We start from the raw sequence: 17,546 nt of genomic DNA, 5'->3' as shown, positions 1-17,546 counted from the left end.
CAATTTTTATACTATTTAAATTTGTGTGGACCGATGGTAACGATATAGCGGTAACAGATAACGCTGCGTCTGGGCAATGATTTCTTCGTAATGCGCCGGCTCCAGCGAACGCCACAGGCGTTGATACCAGATATCGGCGCCCTCCCCGCTGACCACCATGTTCCCTTCGTAGGTCTGCAGGAATTTGCTCCGCGCTTTCTGCTGCGTCTCTTCGTCCATTAAGATGACATCCTTTTCGGCGTCGTAACAGGCTTTCAGCCAGGCGCCACCGCTTTCCGGCAGCAGCAGCAGCGGCTGCGACATCCCCAGCAAATAGCCATCCACCAGCTCGTTAAGGTACGCCTGCGCCTCGGCGGGCGCCAGCGCCGGAAAGCGCCACTCTCCCTCTTTCCGCACAAACAGCCGGCTCTCGCCGGTGCCGCCGCTGGAGCAGTAGACAAGGTGTTCCAGCCAAAGTTGCATCCCCTGGGAGACGCTCAGCAGCGAAGGCCGCCAGCGCAGCAGACCGTCCGGCTGCACCTGCTGCAGCCAGCCGGTCAGGTTCACGCCGCCGCACTGCAGATCGATCTCCATGCTCTGCGCCTGCTGGCGCTCGGCCATCACCCGCTCGGCCAGCGCCTGCATCTCCAGGCGCTGCGTCTCCCAGACCAGCTCGCCAAAGGCGCCATACGGCAGCTCGCCGGCGGCGCGAAAGCGGCGGAACATAGCCGAGACGTCCTGCTCCTCAATAAGCGTATTGAGCAGTTGCTGATTCAGTTGATAACGGCTCAGCCCTTCAAGAGTGAACGGCTCGTCGTCTGGAATATCGTCCTCTTCGGCGCGGAAATTGACCCGCAAACGCTGCTGAAAGAACGCGCGTACCGGGTGCTGCCAGAAGCGCAGAAGCTGATCGAACGGCAGGCTGTCAATCGGCGGCGCGGTGAGCGGCTGTATAAAATCGCTATGCGCCTCTCCCTGCTGGCCGGCGGCCGCCAGCCATTCACGAGCGTAGCTCTTGTTCTCGTCTTCCTGGAAATTGGCAACGTCGAACGGCATGCGCGTATGCAGATGGGTGATATGGGCTTTAACCCGCGCTTCGCTGGCGTCGCAGTCAAGCTCTTCGTCACCGGCGAGACAGTGGCTCTGGCCGATATAATCCACCAGCTCCTGCACCAGCACCGAAGGAAAACGCTCGCTGTTGTCCTGGATCGAACGGCCGATATAGCTGATATACAGCGTCTGCTCGGCGGACATCAGCGCTTCGAGGAACAGATAGCGGTCATCATCGCGCCGGCTGCGGTCGCCGCGCTGCGGCTTCTGGCTCATTAAATCAAAGCCCAGCGGCGGTAGCGTGCGCGGATAAACCCCGTCATTCATCCCCAGCAGGCACACCACCTTAAAGGGGATCGAACGCATCGGCATCAGGGTACAGATATTGACCGGGCCGGCAAGAAAGCGCTGGCTGATCCGCTGCTGATCGAGGCGCTGGGCCAGCTCATCGCGCAGCAGCGTCAGCGGCACCTGCTCGCCATACTGCGCCTCCAGACCGCTATCAATAACCGCCAGCCACTGCTGCTCAATCAGCGCCAGCGCCGCTTCGGTCTCACTGTCCGGCAGGAAAAAGTCATTCAGCAGATCGCGACAGACCGGCAGCCACTCCGCCAGCGGCCGCTGCTGGGCCAGGCCGCGTCGCCACAGATTAAGCTGCATCAGCAGCGACGCGAGGTTGCCCACCAGCTCGGCGATCAAACCGCTGGATTCGTCATACGGCAGCACCGACTGCCATTCTCCCTCGCGGCTGTCCATCGCGTAGCCCAACAGCATGCGGGTGAGGCCGAACCGCCAGGTATGCTGCCCGGTCGCCGGCAGGTCCAGCTCACGGACGTTGTCGTCATCCATTCCCCAGCGGACGCCGGACTCGTTCACCCACTGGCGCAGGTAGCGCAGCCCTTCTTCCGTGATATTAAAGCGCGCCGCCAGCACCGGGACGTCCAGCAGCGCCAGCACATCTTCACTGGCGAAGCGGCTGTCCGGCAGTGAGAGCAGCGTAATAAACGCCTGCAGCACCGGGTGCGACTCTCGGGCGCGACGGTCGGAGATCGCCCACGGCAGCCAGCGATCGCCGCTGGCGGCGCCAAACACCGCCTGTATATAGGGGCTGTAGCTGTCGATATCCGCCACCATGACGATGATATCCCGCGGCGTGAGCGTCGGATCCGCCTCCAGCATCGCCAGTAGCCTATCGTGCAGAACCTCCACTTCGCGCTGCGGACTGTGGCAGACGTGAATGCTCAGACTGCGGTCATCCAGCGTCAGCGGACGTTTGTCGCGACTGTGGGCGAATGCCTCTGCGCTCTGCCCGGCCACCGCCGCGTTGCGTAGTTCAAGGATATCCGACTGCAGGTTATGCAACAGGTTATCGGGGGCGATGTCGACAAAAGCGTCCAGCTCCTCATAGCGCTCCAGCCCCGCCAACAGGTAGATATAGTCGCGCCCCAGTTTCCCCCAGGAGGCGAGCAACGGGTTGCCGACATCCTGTTCCCCGGCGTCATTAAACAACCCCGGCGCCTGCTCGGTGTCGCGAAACAGGGGGAGCGCGCGCGCCTCGCGGTGATGGCGCCGCTGCCGCGACAGCAGCTTCGCCAGGAACGCCGGATCCTTAATGTCTCCCCAGTAGTAGCGGCAGGGGTTGGTAAACAATACGTAGACATCGACATGCTTACCCAGCGCCTGCAGGGCCTGAAGATAGACCGGCGGCAGCGCGGAAATCCCGCAGATGAAGACGCGCGACGGCAGCCCGGCGGGCGGTTCGTCCGCTTTTTCCAGGGTACTGATAAAGCGCTGGTAGAGATTGGCGCGGTGCCACTGCGGCTGCCCCAGCTCGGCGGTGTAGCTCACCAGCGCCTGCCACAGCGGCGCCTGCCACTGCTGGGCATCGCCGAGACCTTCCACCCGCTGGCCGGCCTCCCAGCGCATCAGCCACTCCGGGCGATAGACGAGGTACTGGTCATAGAGGTCCGCCACCCGGGCGGCCAGCTGAAACAGCTTGCGCTTGTCGCCGTCATCGCTCAGATACTGGCGCAGCAGGATAAAATCGTCTTCCTCCAGGTGCTGCGGCAGGAGGGTCATCAGCTTCCAGCTCATGCTCTGCTTGCTGAAGGCGCTTTCGCCCGGAATATCTTTCAGGACGCGCACGAACATATCCCAGATAAAGCTCGCCGGCAGCGGGAACTCGATATTGGCGGCAATCCCGAAGCGCGCGGCCAGGGTCATCTGCAGCCACTGCGCCATGCCGGTACTCTGCACCAGCACCATTTCGGCCTGAAAAGGGTCATCCAGCCGCTGGCGCTCGACGATAAACTCCATCAACGCCTCGAGAACATCCAGCCGGTTTGAGTGGTATACCCTTAACATAATTGCTCCTGACTACTGGCTGACCGGGCAATGCAGCCGGGTCATCTGCACCCGCTTTGCAACGGGTCTACTGATCGTTACCGTGATGCTGACACATCTTTGCCTCGATGTCTGCATACGGCTTACCTGCCCGCGTGCCGGCGACGGCGGCGCGGAGAGCTGGCTATAGCGCCACGCGTCGCGCCACAGTTGACGGGTCTGGTTCAACTGGACAATTCCTTGCGCCATTCCGCGCTGATAGCCGCCCAGCGCGGTGACCGTCAGCACCATCAGCGCCATCGCCAGCACGGTCTCCGGCAGGCTAAACCCCCGCTGACGCTTCAGGGCATTTGACATAAGCTCGCCTCCCTGAGCGGGCAAAAATCGCTCCAGCCGTGGGCGGAGAAACGCACCTGCCCGCCGCGCACCTCGCCGGACTGCCAGACCTGCACCTCGCCGCTGGCGCTGCTGAGCACCAGTGAACCGTCGCCGAAGATACGCAGACAGGCGCGCCAGCCCTGCGGCGCCTGCTCCCGGCAGGCCAGCGCCACCTGCGCCGACCAGACCTGCTGTTTTCCCCACTGCAGCGCGGAATGGGCTATCGCCGTATCGCGGATCGCTTGCGTTTCGCTGGCGGTTTGCGCCAGCAGCGCCCGCTGCTGCAGGTTAAGCCCCTCGAGTAACAGGCTGCCGAGGGTCAGCAACAGGAGCACCATCAGCAGCGACGACATTCCACGCTGGCGGATCACAGGTTATACCCCGTCACCCGCTGCTCAACCTCGCTCGTCAGGCCCGTCTGTTGCGCGGAGCGCGCCGCCAGCGTCACGCTCAGCTCCGGCGCGAAGCCCGGGGGTGACCTGACGTTGTACCGAGAAGCGCGTCACCACGATGGCGGCCGGGTTGGTGATTTTCTCCCATCCACCGCCGCGGCAGTCGCTGGCCCCGCGCAGGGTCTCCAGCGCGCCGTCGCGCAGGCGAAAGCCGGTGCTCTCCGCCGCTGCCGCGGGGGAGTTTTCCCATCTCCCGTTGCTGTTCGCATCCCAGCGCACAATCAGACACTCGCCGCCAGCGGCTAGCTCCAGCCCGGCTCCGCCGCACGCTCCCCGGCAGTACCCGGCGCGCTGCAGATGTTTTCCCACGGCATGCACGCGCTGCCACAGCTCGTTCTCCAGGGCCAGCTGTTCGCCCTGGCGCAGAATATGACGCTGCAGGGCAGGCAGAAAGCGGCAGGCCCCCATCAGCAGCAGCGAGCCGATGGCCATGGCGATAAGCGCCTCCGCCAGGGAAAATCCGCGGCGGCTCACTGACACCCTCCTGCGCTGTCGCTGCGGCATAAACGAATCCGCCCCCAGTGTGAGATCACAATGCTCCAGCTGCCGGCCGCGCTCTGCAGCCGCAGATTACCCGCCCAGGCGGTGCTGCGCAGACCATAAAACCCCAGACCAGGCGTAACGCCAGCCAGCGTGATCCCCGGCCAGCGCGGGCGCAGCGTGAAGGATGTCCCCGAGGCGCAGTCAGGCCCCTCCCCCTCCGCGCTCAGGCACCAGCCCACTTCGTCCTGGCCGACGCGAAGCACGCGATCCCGGTTGTAGGCGTTGGCGTCATCGCGCAGAAAGAGCAGAAAATCCCGCACCTGGACGGCGGTTTGCCACAGTCGTTGCTGCTGCTGCCAGCGCTGCCAGCCGTACAGGCCGCCGACGCTGAGGATCATCATCAGTGTCAGCGTTACCAGGGTTTCCATCAGGGTGTAGCCATGTTCTCTGTTCATGGCGTCGAGTATGCCGCGGCGATTAGCCCTGGCGCGACGACGGAAAATAGCTTTCCCGGCCAGATACGCAAAAAAGCTTTGCATACTCGACAGAAGGACATTTTTTTGCGAACGTCTACCCAACTTCGCCCACCGCAACCACCTGTGGCCTGGGGGGCAGGTGAAAACAACCTTCTCCCGGTGGTAACGGAAAGCGCTCCCATCGGGTGGTGCGAAGGGCATAAAAAAACCGGCGCCATCGGGCGCCGGTTGGTTATCTCTGCTGGGGATTAAATCGCCACCGGCGCTTTAATGCCCGGGTGCGGATCGTAACCTTCAATCTCGAAGTCTTCAAAGCGGTAGTCGAAGATCGACGCCGGCTTGCGTTTGATGACCAGCTTCGGCAGCGGACGCGGTTCGCGGCTTAGCTGCAGGTTGGTCTGCTCAAGATGGTTGCTGTACAGATGGGTGTCTCCGCCGGTCCAGACGAAATCACCGACCTGCAGATCGCACTGCTGCGCCACCATATGCACCAGCAGCGCATAGCTGGCGATATTGAACGGCAGGCCGAGGAACACATCGCAGGAACGCTGATACAGCTGGCAGGAGAGCTTGCCGTCGGCGACGTAGAACTGGAAGAAGGCGTGGCACGGCGCCAGCGCCATTTTATCCAGCTCGCCGACGTTCCATGCCGAGACGATGATCCGGCGGGAGTCCGGGTCGTTTTTCAGTTGGTTCATCACCGTGCTGATCTGGTCGATATGACGACCGTCCGGCGCAGGCCAGGAACGCCACTGTTTGCCGTAGACCGGCCCCAGGTCGCCATTCTCATCCGCCCACTCGTCCCAGATGGTGACGTTGTTCTCGTGCAGATAGGCGATGTTGGTGTCGCCCTGCAGGAACCACAGCAGTTCATGGATGATGGAGCGTAAATGACAGCGCTTGGTGGTCACCAGCGGGAAGCCTTCCTGCAGGTTAAAACGCATCTGATGGCCGAAAATGGAGATCGTGCCAGTGCCGGTGCGGTCATTTTTTGGCGTGCCCTCGGTGAGCACTTTCTGCATCAAATCAAGATACTGTTTCATGGTTCCTCAAGAATTCTGTGGCTGCGGACGGTGGCGGTAAGCCCAAACCATCATAATGATACCCGCAAGCACCATCGGGATCGAAAGAATCTGCCCCATGCTGATGTACTGCACCCAGCCGCCGGTGAACTGGGCGTCGGGCTGGCGGAAGAATTCCACGATGATGCGGAACAGGCCGTAGCCAATCAGGAACAGACCGGAAACGGAGCCGGTCGGGCGCGGTTTACGGATAAACAGGTTGAGGATCAGGAACAGTACCACGCCTTCCAGCGCCAGCTCGTACAGCTGCGACGCGTGACGCGGCAGCGCGCCGTAGGCATCGAACAGCGATTGCCATTCCGGATGCGTCGGCAGCAGCGCCAGGTCTTCGGCACGGGAGCCCGGGAAAATCATCGTGTAGTGGAAGCTCGGGTCTACGCGGCCCCACAGCTCGCCGTTGATAAAGTTGCCCAGACGCCCGGCGCCAAGACCAAACGGGATCAGCGGCGCGATAAAATCGGAGACCTGGAAGAAGGTGCGTTTGGTGCGTCTGGCGAAGATAATCATCACCAGGATCACGCCGATCAGGCCGCCGTGGAACGACATGCCGCCGTCCCAGACGCGGAACAGATACAGCGGATCGGCAAGAAATACCGGCAGGTTGTAAAACAGCACGTAGCCGATACGGCCGCCCAGGAAGACGCCGAGGAAGCCCGCGTAGAGCAGGTTTTCCACTTCATTTTTCGTCCAGCCGCTGCCCGGACGATTCGCCCGACGGGTGGCCAGCCACATCGCAAAGACAAAGCCCACCAGGTACATCAAACCGTACCAGTGGAGGGAGACCGGGCCTAGAGAAAAAATGACCGGATCGAACTCCGGAAAATGCAGGTAGCCACTATTCATCTGTCACCATAAAGACTTGTTATTCCGCCGAAAGTGGACAGCGGTGATGATCCATGCCCGAACAAAACGGGCACGCCGAAGGAGGCGAATCATAGCATAAGCCACAAGAGCGATCCGCGCCGAACGTGTAAAAGATATGTATACGGATGCTAACAGAATGCCGTTTTCCCGGCGGTACCCTATTTTGCCGGAGGGGGCGAGCAGAGGATCCCCGGGTTACGGCTTACGCCTCACCCGGGCTGGCGCTACCGCCCGCCGCGGATCAGGCCGCCGAGACCGCGACGCTCCATAAAGGCCGCCACCTGATGGCGCACCTCGGCGGTCATCTGCGCATCGAGGCTGCGACGCGACAGCTCCTGCGCCTCTTCGATATCAATGCGGCGCAGCAGATACTTCACCCTCGCCACCGAGCGGCCGTTCATCGACAGATGGCGGTAACCGAGGCCGATAAGGATCGTCACGCACATCGGGTCGCCCGCCATCTCGCCGCACAGGCGCAGATCGATGCCAAAGCGCTCCGCGTCATGGGCGATCATCGCCAGCGCCCGCAATACCGCAGGATGCAGGCTGTCATACATGCTGGCGACCCGGGTATTGTTGCGGTCGACGGCCAGCAGGTACTGGGTCAGGTCGTTCGTCCCTACCGAGATAAAATCGATCCGGCTGGCCAGCTGCGGCAGCATAAAGACCATCGACGGGACCTCCAGCATCACCCCCAGGCGCGGACGTGGGATGGCGTAGCCGATCATCTCTTCCACTTCCCGGCTGGCGCGATCGATCAGCCGACGGGCCTCATCCACTTCCTCCAGACTGGTCACCATCGGCAGCAAAATGCTGAGGTTGCCGGTGGCGGCGTTGGCGCGCAGCATCGCCCGCACCTGGATCAAAAAGATCTCCGGCTGATCGAGGGTGATGCGGATCCCGCGCCAGCCGAGGCACGGGTTCTCTTCGCTGATCGGCATATACGGCAGCTGTTTATCCGCGCCGATGTCCAGGGTACGCAGGGTCACCGGTTTGCTGTTAAACATCTGCAGCATGCCCTGATACTGGGCGACCTGCTCCTCTTCTGAGGGGAAGCCGCTCTGCAGCATAAAGGGAATTTCGGTGCGGTAGAGGCCAATGCCGTCAACAAAGCTGCCGAGCTTCTCTTCGTGCTCCGGGCTTAAGCCGGCGTTGAGCATGACTTTCACCCGCTCGCCGCTTTTCAGCTCCGACGCGCGCTGGAGATCGTCCTCCGCCAGGCGGCTGAGTTCGTTCTCTTCGCTGATAAGGCGCTGATACTCCTGCAACAGGACAGGTTCAGGATCCACCAGCAGTTCACCGCGATAGCCATCGACAATCAGCGTATGGCCATGCAGCAGCGAGGGCTGAATATCGGCGCCCATCACCGTTGGGATGCCGAGGGCCCGCACCATAATAGCGGCATGGGAGTTGGCGGCGCCATCGCGCACCACCACGCCGGCCAGGCGATCCTGCGGCACTTCGGCGAGGGTGGTGGCCGACAGCTCGTCCGCCACGAGGATAATGCGCGCCGGCCAGGTGTTGGGCCCCTGAATACTGTCGTCGAGATGGAACAGCAGACGCTGGCCCAGGGTACGCAGATCGCCGGCCCGCTCTTTCAAATAGCCGTCGCTCAGCGCGGCAAACTGTTCGGCGAACTTCTCAATGATCCTTTTGACGGCCCACTCGGCGACGGCGCCTTTGTCAACTTCGGCAAACAGCTCGCGACGCAGGCGGGCGTCAGAGAGCAGGTGCGAGTAGAGATCGAAGATCGCCGCCGTCTCTTTTTGCGCCCCGGCAGCGTAGCGTTTGCTGTAGCGACGAAACTCGTTGGCCGCCTCTTCCAGCGCACCGGTCAGGCGTTCGCGTTCCGAGGCGGTGTCCAGCGTCGAGGCTTCATACACCTGCTCCATCAGCGGCAGGCTGACGTCCATCCAGCCCTCGGCGATCGCCACCCCGGAAGAGGCCGGCAGAGCGCGAATGCGCGTTTGACGATACTGGCCGAACAGGGCGTTCAGCTGGGACTGGGAGAGGATCGCCGCCATCTGGGTGGCGAGGGTGACGAGGAAAGACTCTTCGCTTTCATCAAACTGACGCAGCTCGCGCTGCTGGACCACCAGCACGCCCAGCAGCTGGCGGCGCTGAATGATCGGCACGCCAAGGAAGGCGCGGAAGCGGTCCTCTTTGACGGCGGGGATATATTTGAAGCTGGGGTGTTTTTGCGCATCGGCGAGGTTGATGGGTTCCGCCAGGCGGCCAACCAGCCCCACCAGGCCTTCATCGAACGCCAGCGCAACGGTGCGCCCGCGAGGTTTTTTTAACCCGCGGGTGGCCATCAGGTAATAGCAGCGTCGGTCATTGTCAGCCAGGTAAACCGAGCAGACTTCCGTCTCCATCGCCTGGCAGACATCCGTCACCAGAATATCCAGCGCCTCGTTTAAACGCGGCGCGCTCGCGACCTTCTCGACTATTTCTCGCAACCGAGTGAGCATAATGTGCGTGGCTTAACCTCTTTTACGTCGATAAGCAGGCGCGTTTTGCGGCTTAGGTGCGCTCTCCGCCAGCGACATGGTCACGCTGGCGAACTCTTTCATCACCCGGCGGTAGACGTCGCGCTTAAACGACACCACCTGGCGAACCGGGTACCAGTAACTCACCCAGCGCCAACCATCAAATTCAGGTGTACTGCTGGTTTGCATATTGATGTCCGCATCATTGCCGATCAACTGCAAAAGAAACCACTTTTGTTTCTGGCCGATACAAACCGGCTTTGTGTCCCAACGCACCAAACGTTTAGGCAACTTGTAACGCAGCCAGTTACGGGTTGAGGCCAGGATCCGCACATCTTTACGGCTTAACCCGACCTCTTCAAACAATTCCCGATACATCGCCTGCTCTGCGGATTCTCCTGGATTAATGCCCCCTTGCGGGAACTGCCACGAGTGCTGACCATAGCGCCGGGCCCACATCACCTGGCCCTGACGATTACAGATTACAATACCGACATTTGGGCGGTAGCCATCGTCATCAATCACCGGACTACCTCAAGATAAGCTTCAATGTGAATGATTGTTTCACACTCGCCGGAAACGGTAAACCACTCTGTTCGCACACTGAGAACGGATAACATTTGAATAACTCACAGTAATTGCCAGAGTTATAAACAATGAAAGCGCGTGACAGCCGATTTTATTCACTTTTTCTGTGGATAGAGTTGTGAAGAAGTACGGAATTAACCCGGAAAAACCCAGAGTAATCCGAACATCGCATCGCTAGCATCTGAAAATAATAGTATCATATTCATAAAGTTAGAATATATTCCTTTCACCCATTACAGCATAACGTGACGATCATCACACATGCGATCCGCCGACTGATGAAAGATCGAGCAATGTCGATTTTATCCACAGATTACGCGCAGGCCACCGGCAGATTTTCTCTAAAAATTCGATTTTCGTCGCACGTCAAGGCTGTAAATCGAACCAGTAGTGAGTCTTTTCCCCAGTTATCCCACTTTTCTGTGGATAACATGGTGTAAGATCCTGTTTATTGTCAGTGACCAGTTCTGGAAAACCCGTTTACACCGTTTTCATAAGCCGCATGATGAGTTTAAAAAGCCATATAAATCATGAGATTGGTATAGTTACTCAGAAAACGGTAAACTCTATCCACAACGCGCAAAATTAGCGCTCACTTTTTAACCAAAGGTATTGCCCTATGCCCGCTATCGCTCCGCTCGCCTCACCGCCGCAAAGTCAGGAACAGCTGCTGGCCCAGGCCCGCCAGCTGGCCGGCTATTCGCTGGGCGAGCTGGCGGCGCTGGCGGGGATCCCCATTCCGCGCGATCTGAAGCGCGATAAAGGCTGGACGGGCATTCTGCTGGAGCTGTGGCTGGGCGCCAGCGCAGGCAGTAAACCCGAGCAGGATTTCGCCGCGCTGGGGGTCGAGCTCAAAACGATCCCCATCGACAGCCGGGGACGCCCGCTGGAGACCACTTTCGTCTGCGTCGCCCCGTTAACCGGCAATAGCGGCGTCACCTGGGAGAGCAGCCATGTACGGCATAAGCTGCAGCGCGTCCTGTGGATCCCGGTGGAGGGTGAACGCACCATCCCGCTGGCGGCGCGGCGCGTCGGCGCACCGCTGCTGTGGAGCCCGGACGAAGACGAGGAGCGCCAGCTGCGCATGGACTGGGAAGAGCTGATGGATCTCATTGTTCTCGGTGAGGTCGAGCGCATTACCGCCCGCCACGGCGAGGTACTGCAGTTAAGACCGAAAGCCGCCAACAGCAAGGCGCTGACCGAAGCCATCGGCGCCCGCGGGGAGACAATCCTCACGCTGCCGCGCGGTTTCTATCTGAAAAAGAATTTTACCGCCGCTCTGCTTGCCCGCCATTTCTTGTTACAACACGATTAATTTTTTGTTCTGCGTTGGGGGTTGCATATAATTGCTGCTTTCTATTTTGCAGGACTTTGAACAATGTTATTTGCATGGATAACCGATCCTAACGCCTGGCTGGCGCTGGGCACATTGACGTTGCTGGAGATCGTGCTCGGGATCGACAATATTATTTTCCTCTCTCTGGTCGTGGCTAAGCTCCCCACCGCCCAGCGCGCCCATGCGCGCCGGATCGGTTTGATGGGCGCGATGGTCATGCGTCTGGCGCTGCTGGCCTCAATCGCCTGGGTCGTTAAGCTTACCAACCCGCTCTTTACCGTTTTCGGTCAGGAGATCTCGTTTCGCGATCTGATCTTGCTGCTCGGCGGGCTGTTCCTTATCTGGAAAGCCAGTAAAGAGATCCATGAATCTATCGAAGGTGAAGAGGAGGGGCTGAAGACCAACGTCCACTCCTTCCTCGGCGCCATCGTGCAGATCATGCTGCTGGATATCATCTTTAGCCTCGATTCAGTGATCACCGCCGTCGGCCTGTCGGATCATCTGTTCATCATGATGGCGGCGGTGGTGATCGCGGTGGGGGTGATGATGTTCGCCGCGCGACCCATCGGCGATTTTGTTGACCGTCATCCTTCGGTGAAAATGCTGGCGCTGTCGTTTCTGATCCTCGTCGGCTTTACCCTGATGCTGGAAAGCTTCGACGTCCATGTGCCGAAGGGATACATCTATTTCGCCATGTTCTTCTCTATCGCGGTGGAGAGCCTTAACCTGCTGCGTAATAAGAAAAACCCGCTGTAAACCACAAAATTGCAGCCTGGTCACAGGCTGCAACCCTTTTTCAGACTTTACTGCTTTTTATGTCTCACAAATCAGGCTATTAATAGACGGGTATGGGGTGCAGCTACTGAAGAGGTGTTGACGATGAAGAAATGGGCAGTATTGATTTCCGCCGTAGGACTGGCGTTCTCGGTTTCCGGTTGCAGCAGCGATTACGTCATGGCGACCAAAGATGGGCGAATGATCCTGACCGACGGTAAACCTACCGTGGATGACGATACCGGTTTAATCAGTTACGAAGATCAGCAGGGTAATAAAATGCAGATCAATCGTGACGACGTTTCGCAAATCATTAAGCGTTAATCTTTCCCTGTCGGCCCCAGCTTCTGTTGACGCTGCGCTTACCGACCACCAGTCTTTTGAGAAGAGTCGGGATATACCAGGACGCCGCGGGTTTCACCCACCGCCCCTCCTCGTCACCCGGCTTTTTTGATTTTTTACTTCCTCTTTTTCTCACCCTCTGCCATGTTGATACTCCTTTGTCGGGGAATGCCTGACCTTATAAATAAAAAGGAAGCTGGCTATGCAGTATCACCGTATCCCACACAGTTCTCTTGAAATCAGCACCCTCGGGCTGGGAACCATGACTTTTGGCGAACAGAATAGCGAGGCCGATGCCCACCAGCAGCTCGATTACGCGGTTGCCAACGGCATCAACCTGATCGATGTCGCTGAAATGTACCCGGTCCCGCCGCGCCCGGAAACCCAGGGGCTGACTGAAACCTACGTCGGCAACTGGCTGGCGAAACGCGGCAATCGCGAAAAGCTGGTGCTCGCCTCGAAAGTCAGCGGGCCCGCGCGCAATAACGACAGCAGCATTCGGCCCAATCACGTCCTGGACCGCAAAAATATCCGCGAGGCGCTGCACGCCAGCCTGAAGCGGCTGCAGACCGATTATCTCGATTTATATCAGGTTCACTGGCCGCAGCGGCCAACCAACTGCTTTGGCAAGCTGGGCTATACCTGGGCCGACGCCGCGCCCGCCGTGACGCTGCTGGATACCCTCGAAGCGCTGACCGAGTTCCAGCGCGCCGGGAAGATCCGCTACATCGGCGTGTCGAACGAAACCGCCTTCGGCGTGATGCGTTATCTGCACCTGGCGGATAAGCACGACCTCCCGCGGATCGTGACGATTCAGAATCCTTACAGCCTGCTGAACCGCAGCTTTGAAGTCGGCCTCGCGGAAGTGAGTCAGTTCGAAGGCGTGGAGCTGCTGGCCTACTCCTGCCTGGCTTTCGGCACACTGACCGGCAAGTATCTCAACGGTGCGAAGCCGGCGGGGGCGCGCAATACGCTGTTCAGCCGCTTTACGCGCTACAGCAGCGAGCAGTCGCAGAAAGCGGTAGCGGCCTATGTGGATATCGCCAAACGCCACGGCCTCGATCCGGCGCAAATGGCGCTGGCCTTTGTGCGTCGGCAGCCGTTTGTCGCCAGCACCCTGCTGGGGGCGACGACCATGACGCAGTTGCAGGCCAACGTGGAAAGTTTGCAGCTTGAGCTGAGCGAAGAGGTATTAGCGGAGATTGAGGCGGTGCATCAGGTTTATACCTACCCGGCGCCGTAAGAAAGCAAAGCCCCGGGTAAGGCGTATACGCCTTACCCGGGCTACCGAAGAGCAGATATTGGCGACCCCATCGCCCAGTCAAGCGCAGCGCAAGCCGGGAGGTTATTTACGCCGCCCCCAGACCCACAGCGCGGCGATGGCCACGGCGAATACCGCGCCAAAGCCTATCCCCACGGCGACCGGTGGAACGCCCACGCTCACCGCCAGGGAATAGAGCCCCAGCATCAGCAGCATCGCCACGTTCTCACCGAGGTTCTGTACTGCAATGGCGTTACCTGCCCCGACCGAATGTTTCCCACGCTCCTGCAGCAGCGCGTTCAGCGGTACGATAAAGAACCCGCCGAACACCCCGAGCAGCAGCAGCAGACCGAACGCCGGCAGCAGCGACTGCTGCACCGCAAAGGCTATCACCGCGATACCGATCAAAATCCCGGCCGGCATACAGCGCGACACCGTCTCCAGGGTCACCAGCTTCGCCGCCGCCCCGGCACCCAGCACAATCCCCACCGCCACCATCGCATTAAGATAGGTGGGCATGGCGTTGCTGGTAATGCCCAGCGCCTCCGGCACCCAGATCACCAGCAGGAAACGCAAGGTCACGCCAGCGCCCCAGAACAGGCTGGTGCCCATCAGCGAAAAGCGGGTTTCGCCGTTGCGCCACAGCGTCCGGCAGGCGCTGAAGAAGCTGTGCGTCATTGGCTTAAAACGCCACGACTGCCCCGGACGCGCCGCCGGCAGCCTGGGTATCCACAGGTTAGCCACTACCGCCCCGCCGTAGACCAGCGCGCAGACGATCAGCGCCGCCAGCACGTACCAGTCGGCGAGGATCCCGCCGGCCATGGAGCCCAGCAGGATCGCCGCGATGGTCGAGGACTCCATCAGTCCGTTAGCCTTCACTAACTTATCGCCGGTGGTGAGTTCGCCGAGAATGCCATACTTGGCCGGCGAATAGGCGGCGGCGCCAATCCCCACCAGCGTATAGCCGATAAACGGATTGACGCCGAAGCAGATGCAGCCGGCGCCGAGCAGTTTCAGGCTGTTGGCCACCATCATCACCCGGCCTTTGGCAAAGCTATCGGCGAACTGGCCGACAAAGGGGGCAAAGAGGATGTAAGCGCCCACAAACAACATCTGCAGGACCGGCTGGCTCCACTCCGGATAATAGAGCTGCTTCATCAGCGCCAGGGTGGCGAAGAGAAGCGCATTGTCGCCGAAGGCCGACAGGAACTGGGCGCAGATCACCGCCACCATCCCTTTCGAGTACAGCGAAGGGTTAGTATGTACTGACTCACTCATGGGTTGTTTCCGCCTCGTCGACCATATTTTTCAGGGTGACATAGTCTGGCTTGCCGCTGCCGAGCACCGGTAGCTGTTTCAGCCAGCGTATATCTCGCGGCACCGCCAGCTCCGGTACGCCGTGCTGGCGAGCGTAGCGCAGCAGGGCTTCACGAGTCAGTTCATTATCGGTGGTAAACAGCACCAGCGCCTCGCCTTTGCTGGCGTCCTGTTTAATCGCCGTGGCGTGCATTTTGTCCGGCGACGCGCCGAGGGCCACCTGCTCCACCATCTCGAGGGAGATCATCTCGCCGGCGATTTTGGCGAAGCGCTTCGCGCGGCCCTGAATGCGGACATAGCCCTGCTCGTCGAAGGTAACGATATCCCCGGTGTCATACCAGCCCGCTTCCATCTCGCCGTGCTGGTTTTCCGCCGCAGGCGCTTCCAGCACGCCGGGGTTTTCCACCCGCAGGTAGCCTTTCATGATGTTCGGCCCTTTCAGCTGCAGCCGCCCCCCTTGATCAATGCCTGGCATCGCCAGCAGGCGGGCGTCCATCCCCGGCAGGATGCGGCCCACGGTGCCGACCTTCGCCGCCATCGGCACGTTAATCGAGACCACCGGCGCGCACTCGGTCACGCCATAGCCTTCGAGAATGCGCAGGCCGAATTTATCCTGCCACAGCTGTTTGGTGCTCTCCTGCAGCTTCTCCGCCCCGGCGACCACGTAGCGCAGGCGGTAGAAATCGTACGGATTGGCGAAACGGGCATAGTTGGCGAGGAAGGTCGAAGTGCCGAACAGCACCGTACAGTTGCGATCGTAGACCAGCTCCGGCACCACGCGATAGTGCAGCGGGCTGGGATAGAGAAACACTTCCGCCCCGGTAAGCAGCGGCGTCAGCAGGCCGACGGTGAGGCCAAAAGAGTGGAACAGCGGCAGCGCCGACATAAAGCGGTCATTGGCGGTAAAATCGGCGATAGTTTTGATCTGCTCGACGTTGGACAGCAGACTCTTATGGCTGTGCACCACCCCTTTCGGATTGCCCTCTGAACCGGAGGTGAAGAGGATCATCGCCGCGTCTTCCGGCTGCTGCTTAACCTGCGCCAGACGCGGCGCCAGCAGATGAGCAAAAATCCACAGTTTGTCAGCGAGGGTGATATCGCCTTTAAGATCTTCCAGGAATACCCAGCGCACCTGGGTCAGTTGCTCCGGCAGGTGCCAGAGTTTGCCTTTATCGAGGAAGGTGCGCGAGGTGAAAATGGTGTTGAGCTCCGCGGCGGCTATCGCGCTGCTGAGCCCTTTCACCCCGGCGGTATAGTTCATCATCGCCGGAATACGCCCGCGGGCGATAGCGCCGAAAATCACCGCCGCGCTGATGCCGGCGTTAGGCAGCATCAGGCCGATCTTCTCGCCCGGCTGGCTGTATTTTTCCAGAATGCGGGCGACAAACAGGGTTTTGGTCAGCAGCTTGCGATAGGTATCCGGCTGGAAGTTGATATCCTCCACGCAGGGTTTGCGCGCGCCGAAGCGGTCCTGCGCCGCCAGCAGCGACTCATACAGGGTTTCCCGCGGGCGCACCGCCATCCGGGCTTCCATCATGATCTGATGCAGCATCTCCCCGGCGATTTTGCGCCGGTCGCGGGCGCGCGGCGCCTCGGGCATCGGCAGATGGGTGGGCGGCAGGAGATGCAGCTGAATACGCGGGAACAGGCGACGTTTCACCAGCCCCTTCAGCCGGCTGAAGGGTGTCAGTTCGGCGCCTTCAATACGCAGCGGCACAATGGTCGCCTGCGATTTGGCGGCGACAAAGGCGGCGCCGTCATAAATTTTCATCAGCGAGCCGCTGACCGAAATTCGCCCTTCCGGGAAAATAACCACCGGCCGCCCCTGCTCAATCAGGCGCACCAGATGTTTGATCGACATCGGCTTGGTCGGGTCCAGCGGCACAAAATCGATAATCGGCGTCAGCGCGCGCATAAACCAGCGCTGGCTGATTGAGGTATAGACCGCAAAAACCGGTCGGACCGGCAAAAACAGCGCCAGCAGAATGCCGTCGAGGAAAGAGACGTGGTTCGGGGTGATTAAGACCTTTTGCTGGTATAAAGCCTGCGTGTCGCCGGTCAGTCTGACCCGGTATAACCCCTTGAACAGCAGTCTGAAAAATCCCAAAAGCATAACAACTCCATGTGACCGGTTGATGAGTCAAAGCAGGTTACACGAGAAGGCATGGGAAAGCAGTGCAGCGGGGGGATTTTCGGAATAAAAAAAACCTGCGCATCCGCGCAGGTCGGTGTAAGACGTTCAGTACGAAGAGCGTACCTGAGAAACTCACCTATCAATACCTCTGGGATCTCGATTGTCACGTTTTTTGGCCGTAACGGGCCAGCGGGAAAA

Annotated in this window: 15 protein-coding genes and 1 pseudogene; 5 read left to right on the top strand and 11 right to left on the bottom strand. The window is 60.0% G+C overall.

Annotated elements, in window-relative coordinates; all coding sequences use genetic code 11:
* Positions 1 to 15 precede the first annotated feature (15 nt).
* The 9 genes and pseudogenes from recC to rppH form a co-directional block, all read right to left on the bottom strand.
* Positions 16 to 3,393, bottom strand: a complete 3,378-nt coding sequence (gene recC, locus KHQ26_RS16325) for an exodeoxyribonuclease V subunit gamma (protein ID WP_004151966.1) — start codon at positions 3,391 to 3,393, stop codon at positions 16 to 18.
* 12 nt (positions 3,394 to 3,405) lie between these two features.
* Positions 3,406 to 3,729 carry a prepilin-type N-terminal cleavage/methylation domain-containing protein gene (locus tag KHQ26_RS16320; RefSeq protein ID WP_002915888.1) on the bottom strand — a complete coding sequence of 108 codons (324 nt, stop codon included), beginning with the start codon at positions 3,727 to 3,729 and terminating at the stop codon, positions 3,406 to 3,408.
* Positions 3,714 to 4,121: a DUF2509 family protein gene (locus tag KHQ26_RS16315; RefSeq protein ID WP_004181182.1), complete on the bottom strand. Its 408-nt coding sequence runs from the start codon at positions 4,119 to 4,121 to the stop codon at positions 3,714 to 3,716. The genes KHQ26_RS16320 and KHQ26_RS16315 overlap by 16 nt, the downstream gene beginning before the upstream one ends.
* Positions 4,118 to 4,676 (bottom strand): annotated as a pseudogene (locus KHQ26_RS16310) (prepilin peptidase-dependent protein). The gene KHQ26_RS16315 and the pseudogene KHQ26_RS16310 overlap by 4 nt, the downstream one beginning before the upstream one ends.
* Entirely contained in the window at positions 4,673 to 5,224 is a 552-nt protein-coding gene (locus KHQ26_RS16305; RefSeq protein WP_002915932.1) for a prepilin peptidase-dependent protein, read from the bottom strand. The pseudogene KHQ26_RS16310 and the gene KHQ26_RS16305 overlap by 4 nt, the downstream one beginning before the upstream one ends.
* A gap of 185 nt (positions 5,225 to 5,409) precedes the next feature.
* Positions 5,410 to 6,204: a thymidylate synthase gene (gene thyA, locus KHQ26_RS16300; RefSeq protein ID WP_002915933.1), complete on the bottom strand. Its 795-nt coding sequence runs from the start codon at positions 6,202 to 6,204 to the stop codon at positions 5,410 to 5,412.
* 6 nt (positions 6,205 to 6,210) lie between these two features.
* Positions 6,211 to 7,086, bottom strand: a complete 876-nt coding sequence (lgt, locus tag KHQ26_RS16295; RefSeq protein WP_020804182.1) for a prolipoprotein diacylglyceryl transferase — start codon at positions 7,084 to 7,086, stop codon at positions 6,211 to 6,213.
* 245 nt (positions 7,087 to 7,331) lie between these two features.
* Positions 7,332 to 9,578, bottom strand: a complete 2,247-nt coding sequence (gene ptsP / locus KHQ26_RS16290) for a phosphoenolpyruvate--protein phosphotransferase (protein ID WP_032410524.1) — start codon at positions 9,576 to 9,578, stop codon at positions 7,332 to 7,334.
* A gap of 12 nt (positions 9,579 to 9,590) precedes the next feature.
* On the bottom strand, positions 9,591 to 10,121 hold the full coding sequence (gene rppH / locus KHQ26_RS16285; RefSeq protein ID WP_002915936.1) for an RNA pyrophosphohydrolase: 531 nt from the start codon (positions 10,119 to 10,121) through the stop codon (positions 9,591 to 9,593).
* Between the two features lie 453 nt (positions 10,122 to 10,574).
* Between rppH and KHQ26_RS16280 the strand changes: the two genes are divergently transcribed.
* The 5 genes from KHQ26_RS16280 (at position 10,575) to KHQ26_RS16260 (ending at position 13,879) form a co-directional block, all read left to right on the top strand.
* On the top strand, positions 10,575 to 10,718 hold the full coding sequence (locus KHQ26_RS16280) for a hypothetical protein (RefSeq protein WP_004218186.1): 144 nt from the start codon (positions 10,575 to 10,577) through the stop codon (positions 10,716 to 10,718).
* A gap of 85 nt (positions 10,719 to 10,803) precedes the next feature.
* Positions 10,804 to 11,499: a DNA mismatch repair endonuclease MutH gene (mutH, locus tag KHQ26_RS16275; protein ID WP_004143967.1), complete on the top strand. Its 696-nt coding sequence runs from the start codon at positions 10,804 to 10,806 to the stop codon at positions 11,497 to 11,499.
* Between the two features lie 63 nt (positions 11,500 to 11,562).
* A complete protein-coding gene (locus tag KHQ26_RS16270) occupies positions 11,563 to 12,276 on the top strand; it encodes a TerC family protein (protein ID WP_002915973.1) in 714 nt (237 codons plus the stop codon).
* Positions 12,277 to 12,399: 123 nt separating this feature from the next.
* A complete protein-coding gene (locus tag KHQ26_RS16265) occupies positions 12,400 to 12,618 on the top strand; it encodes a YgdI/YgdR family lipoprotein (protein ID WP_002915974.1) in 219 nt (72 codons plus the stop codon).
* Between the two features lie 220 nt (positions 12,619 to 12,838).
* Complete coding sequence (locus KHQ26_RS16260) at positions 12,839 to 13,879, top strand: NADP(H)-dependent aldo-keto reductase (RefSeq protein WP_002915975.1); 1,041 nt, start codon at positions 12,839 to 12,841, stop codon at positions 13,877 to 13,879.
* Positions 13,880 to 13,981: 102 nt separating this feature from the next.
* Here KHQ26_RS16260 and lplT read toward each other — a convergent pair whose 3' ends face one another.
* Positions 13,982 to 15,175: a lysophospholipid transporter LplT gene (lplT, locus tag KHQ26_RS16255; protein WP_211777925.1), complete on the bottom strand. Its 1,194-nt coding sequence runs from the start codon at positions 15,173 to 15,175 to the stop codon at positions 13,982 to 13,984.
* On the bottom strand, positions 15,168 to 17,327 hold the full coding sequence (gene aas / locus KHQ26_RS16250; protein ID WP_002915977.1) for a bifunctional acyl-ACP--phospholipid O-acyltransferase/long-chain-fatty-acid--ACP ligase: 2,160 nt from the start codon (positions 17,325 to 17,327) through the stop codon (positions 15,168 to 15,170). Before aas ends, lplT begins: the two co-directional genes overlap by 8 nt.
* Between the last annotated feature and the right edge of the window lie 219 nt (positions 17,328 to 17,546).

This window comes from Klebsiella sp. 10, assembly GCF_018223925.1.
GTDB lineage: Bacteria > Pseudomonadota > Gammaproteobacteria > Enterobacterales > Enterobacteriaceae > Klebsiella > Klebsiella pneumoniae.
The sequence above is the reverse complement of the archived record's forward strand: the minus strand, read 5'-3'. Positions and strand labels throughout refer to the sequence as shown.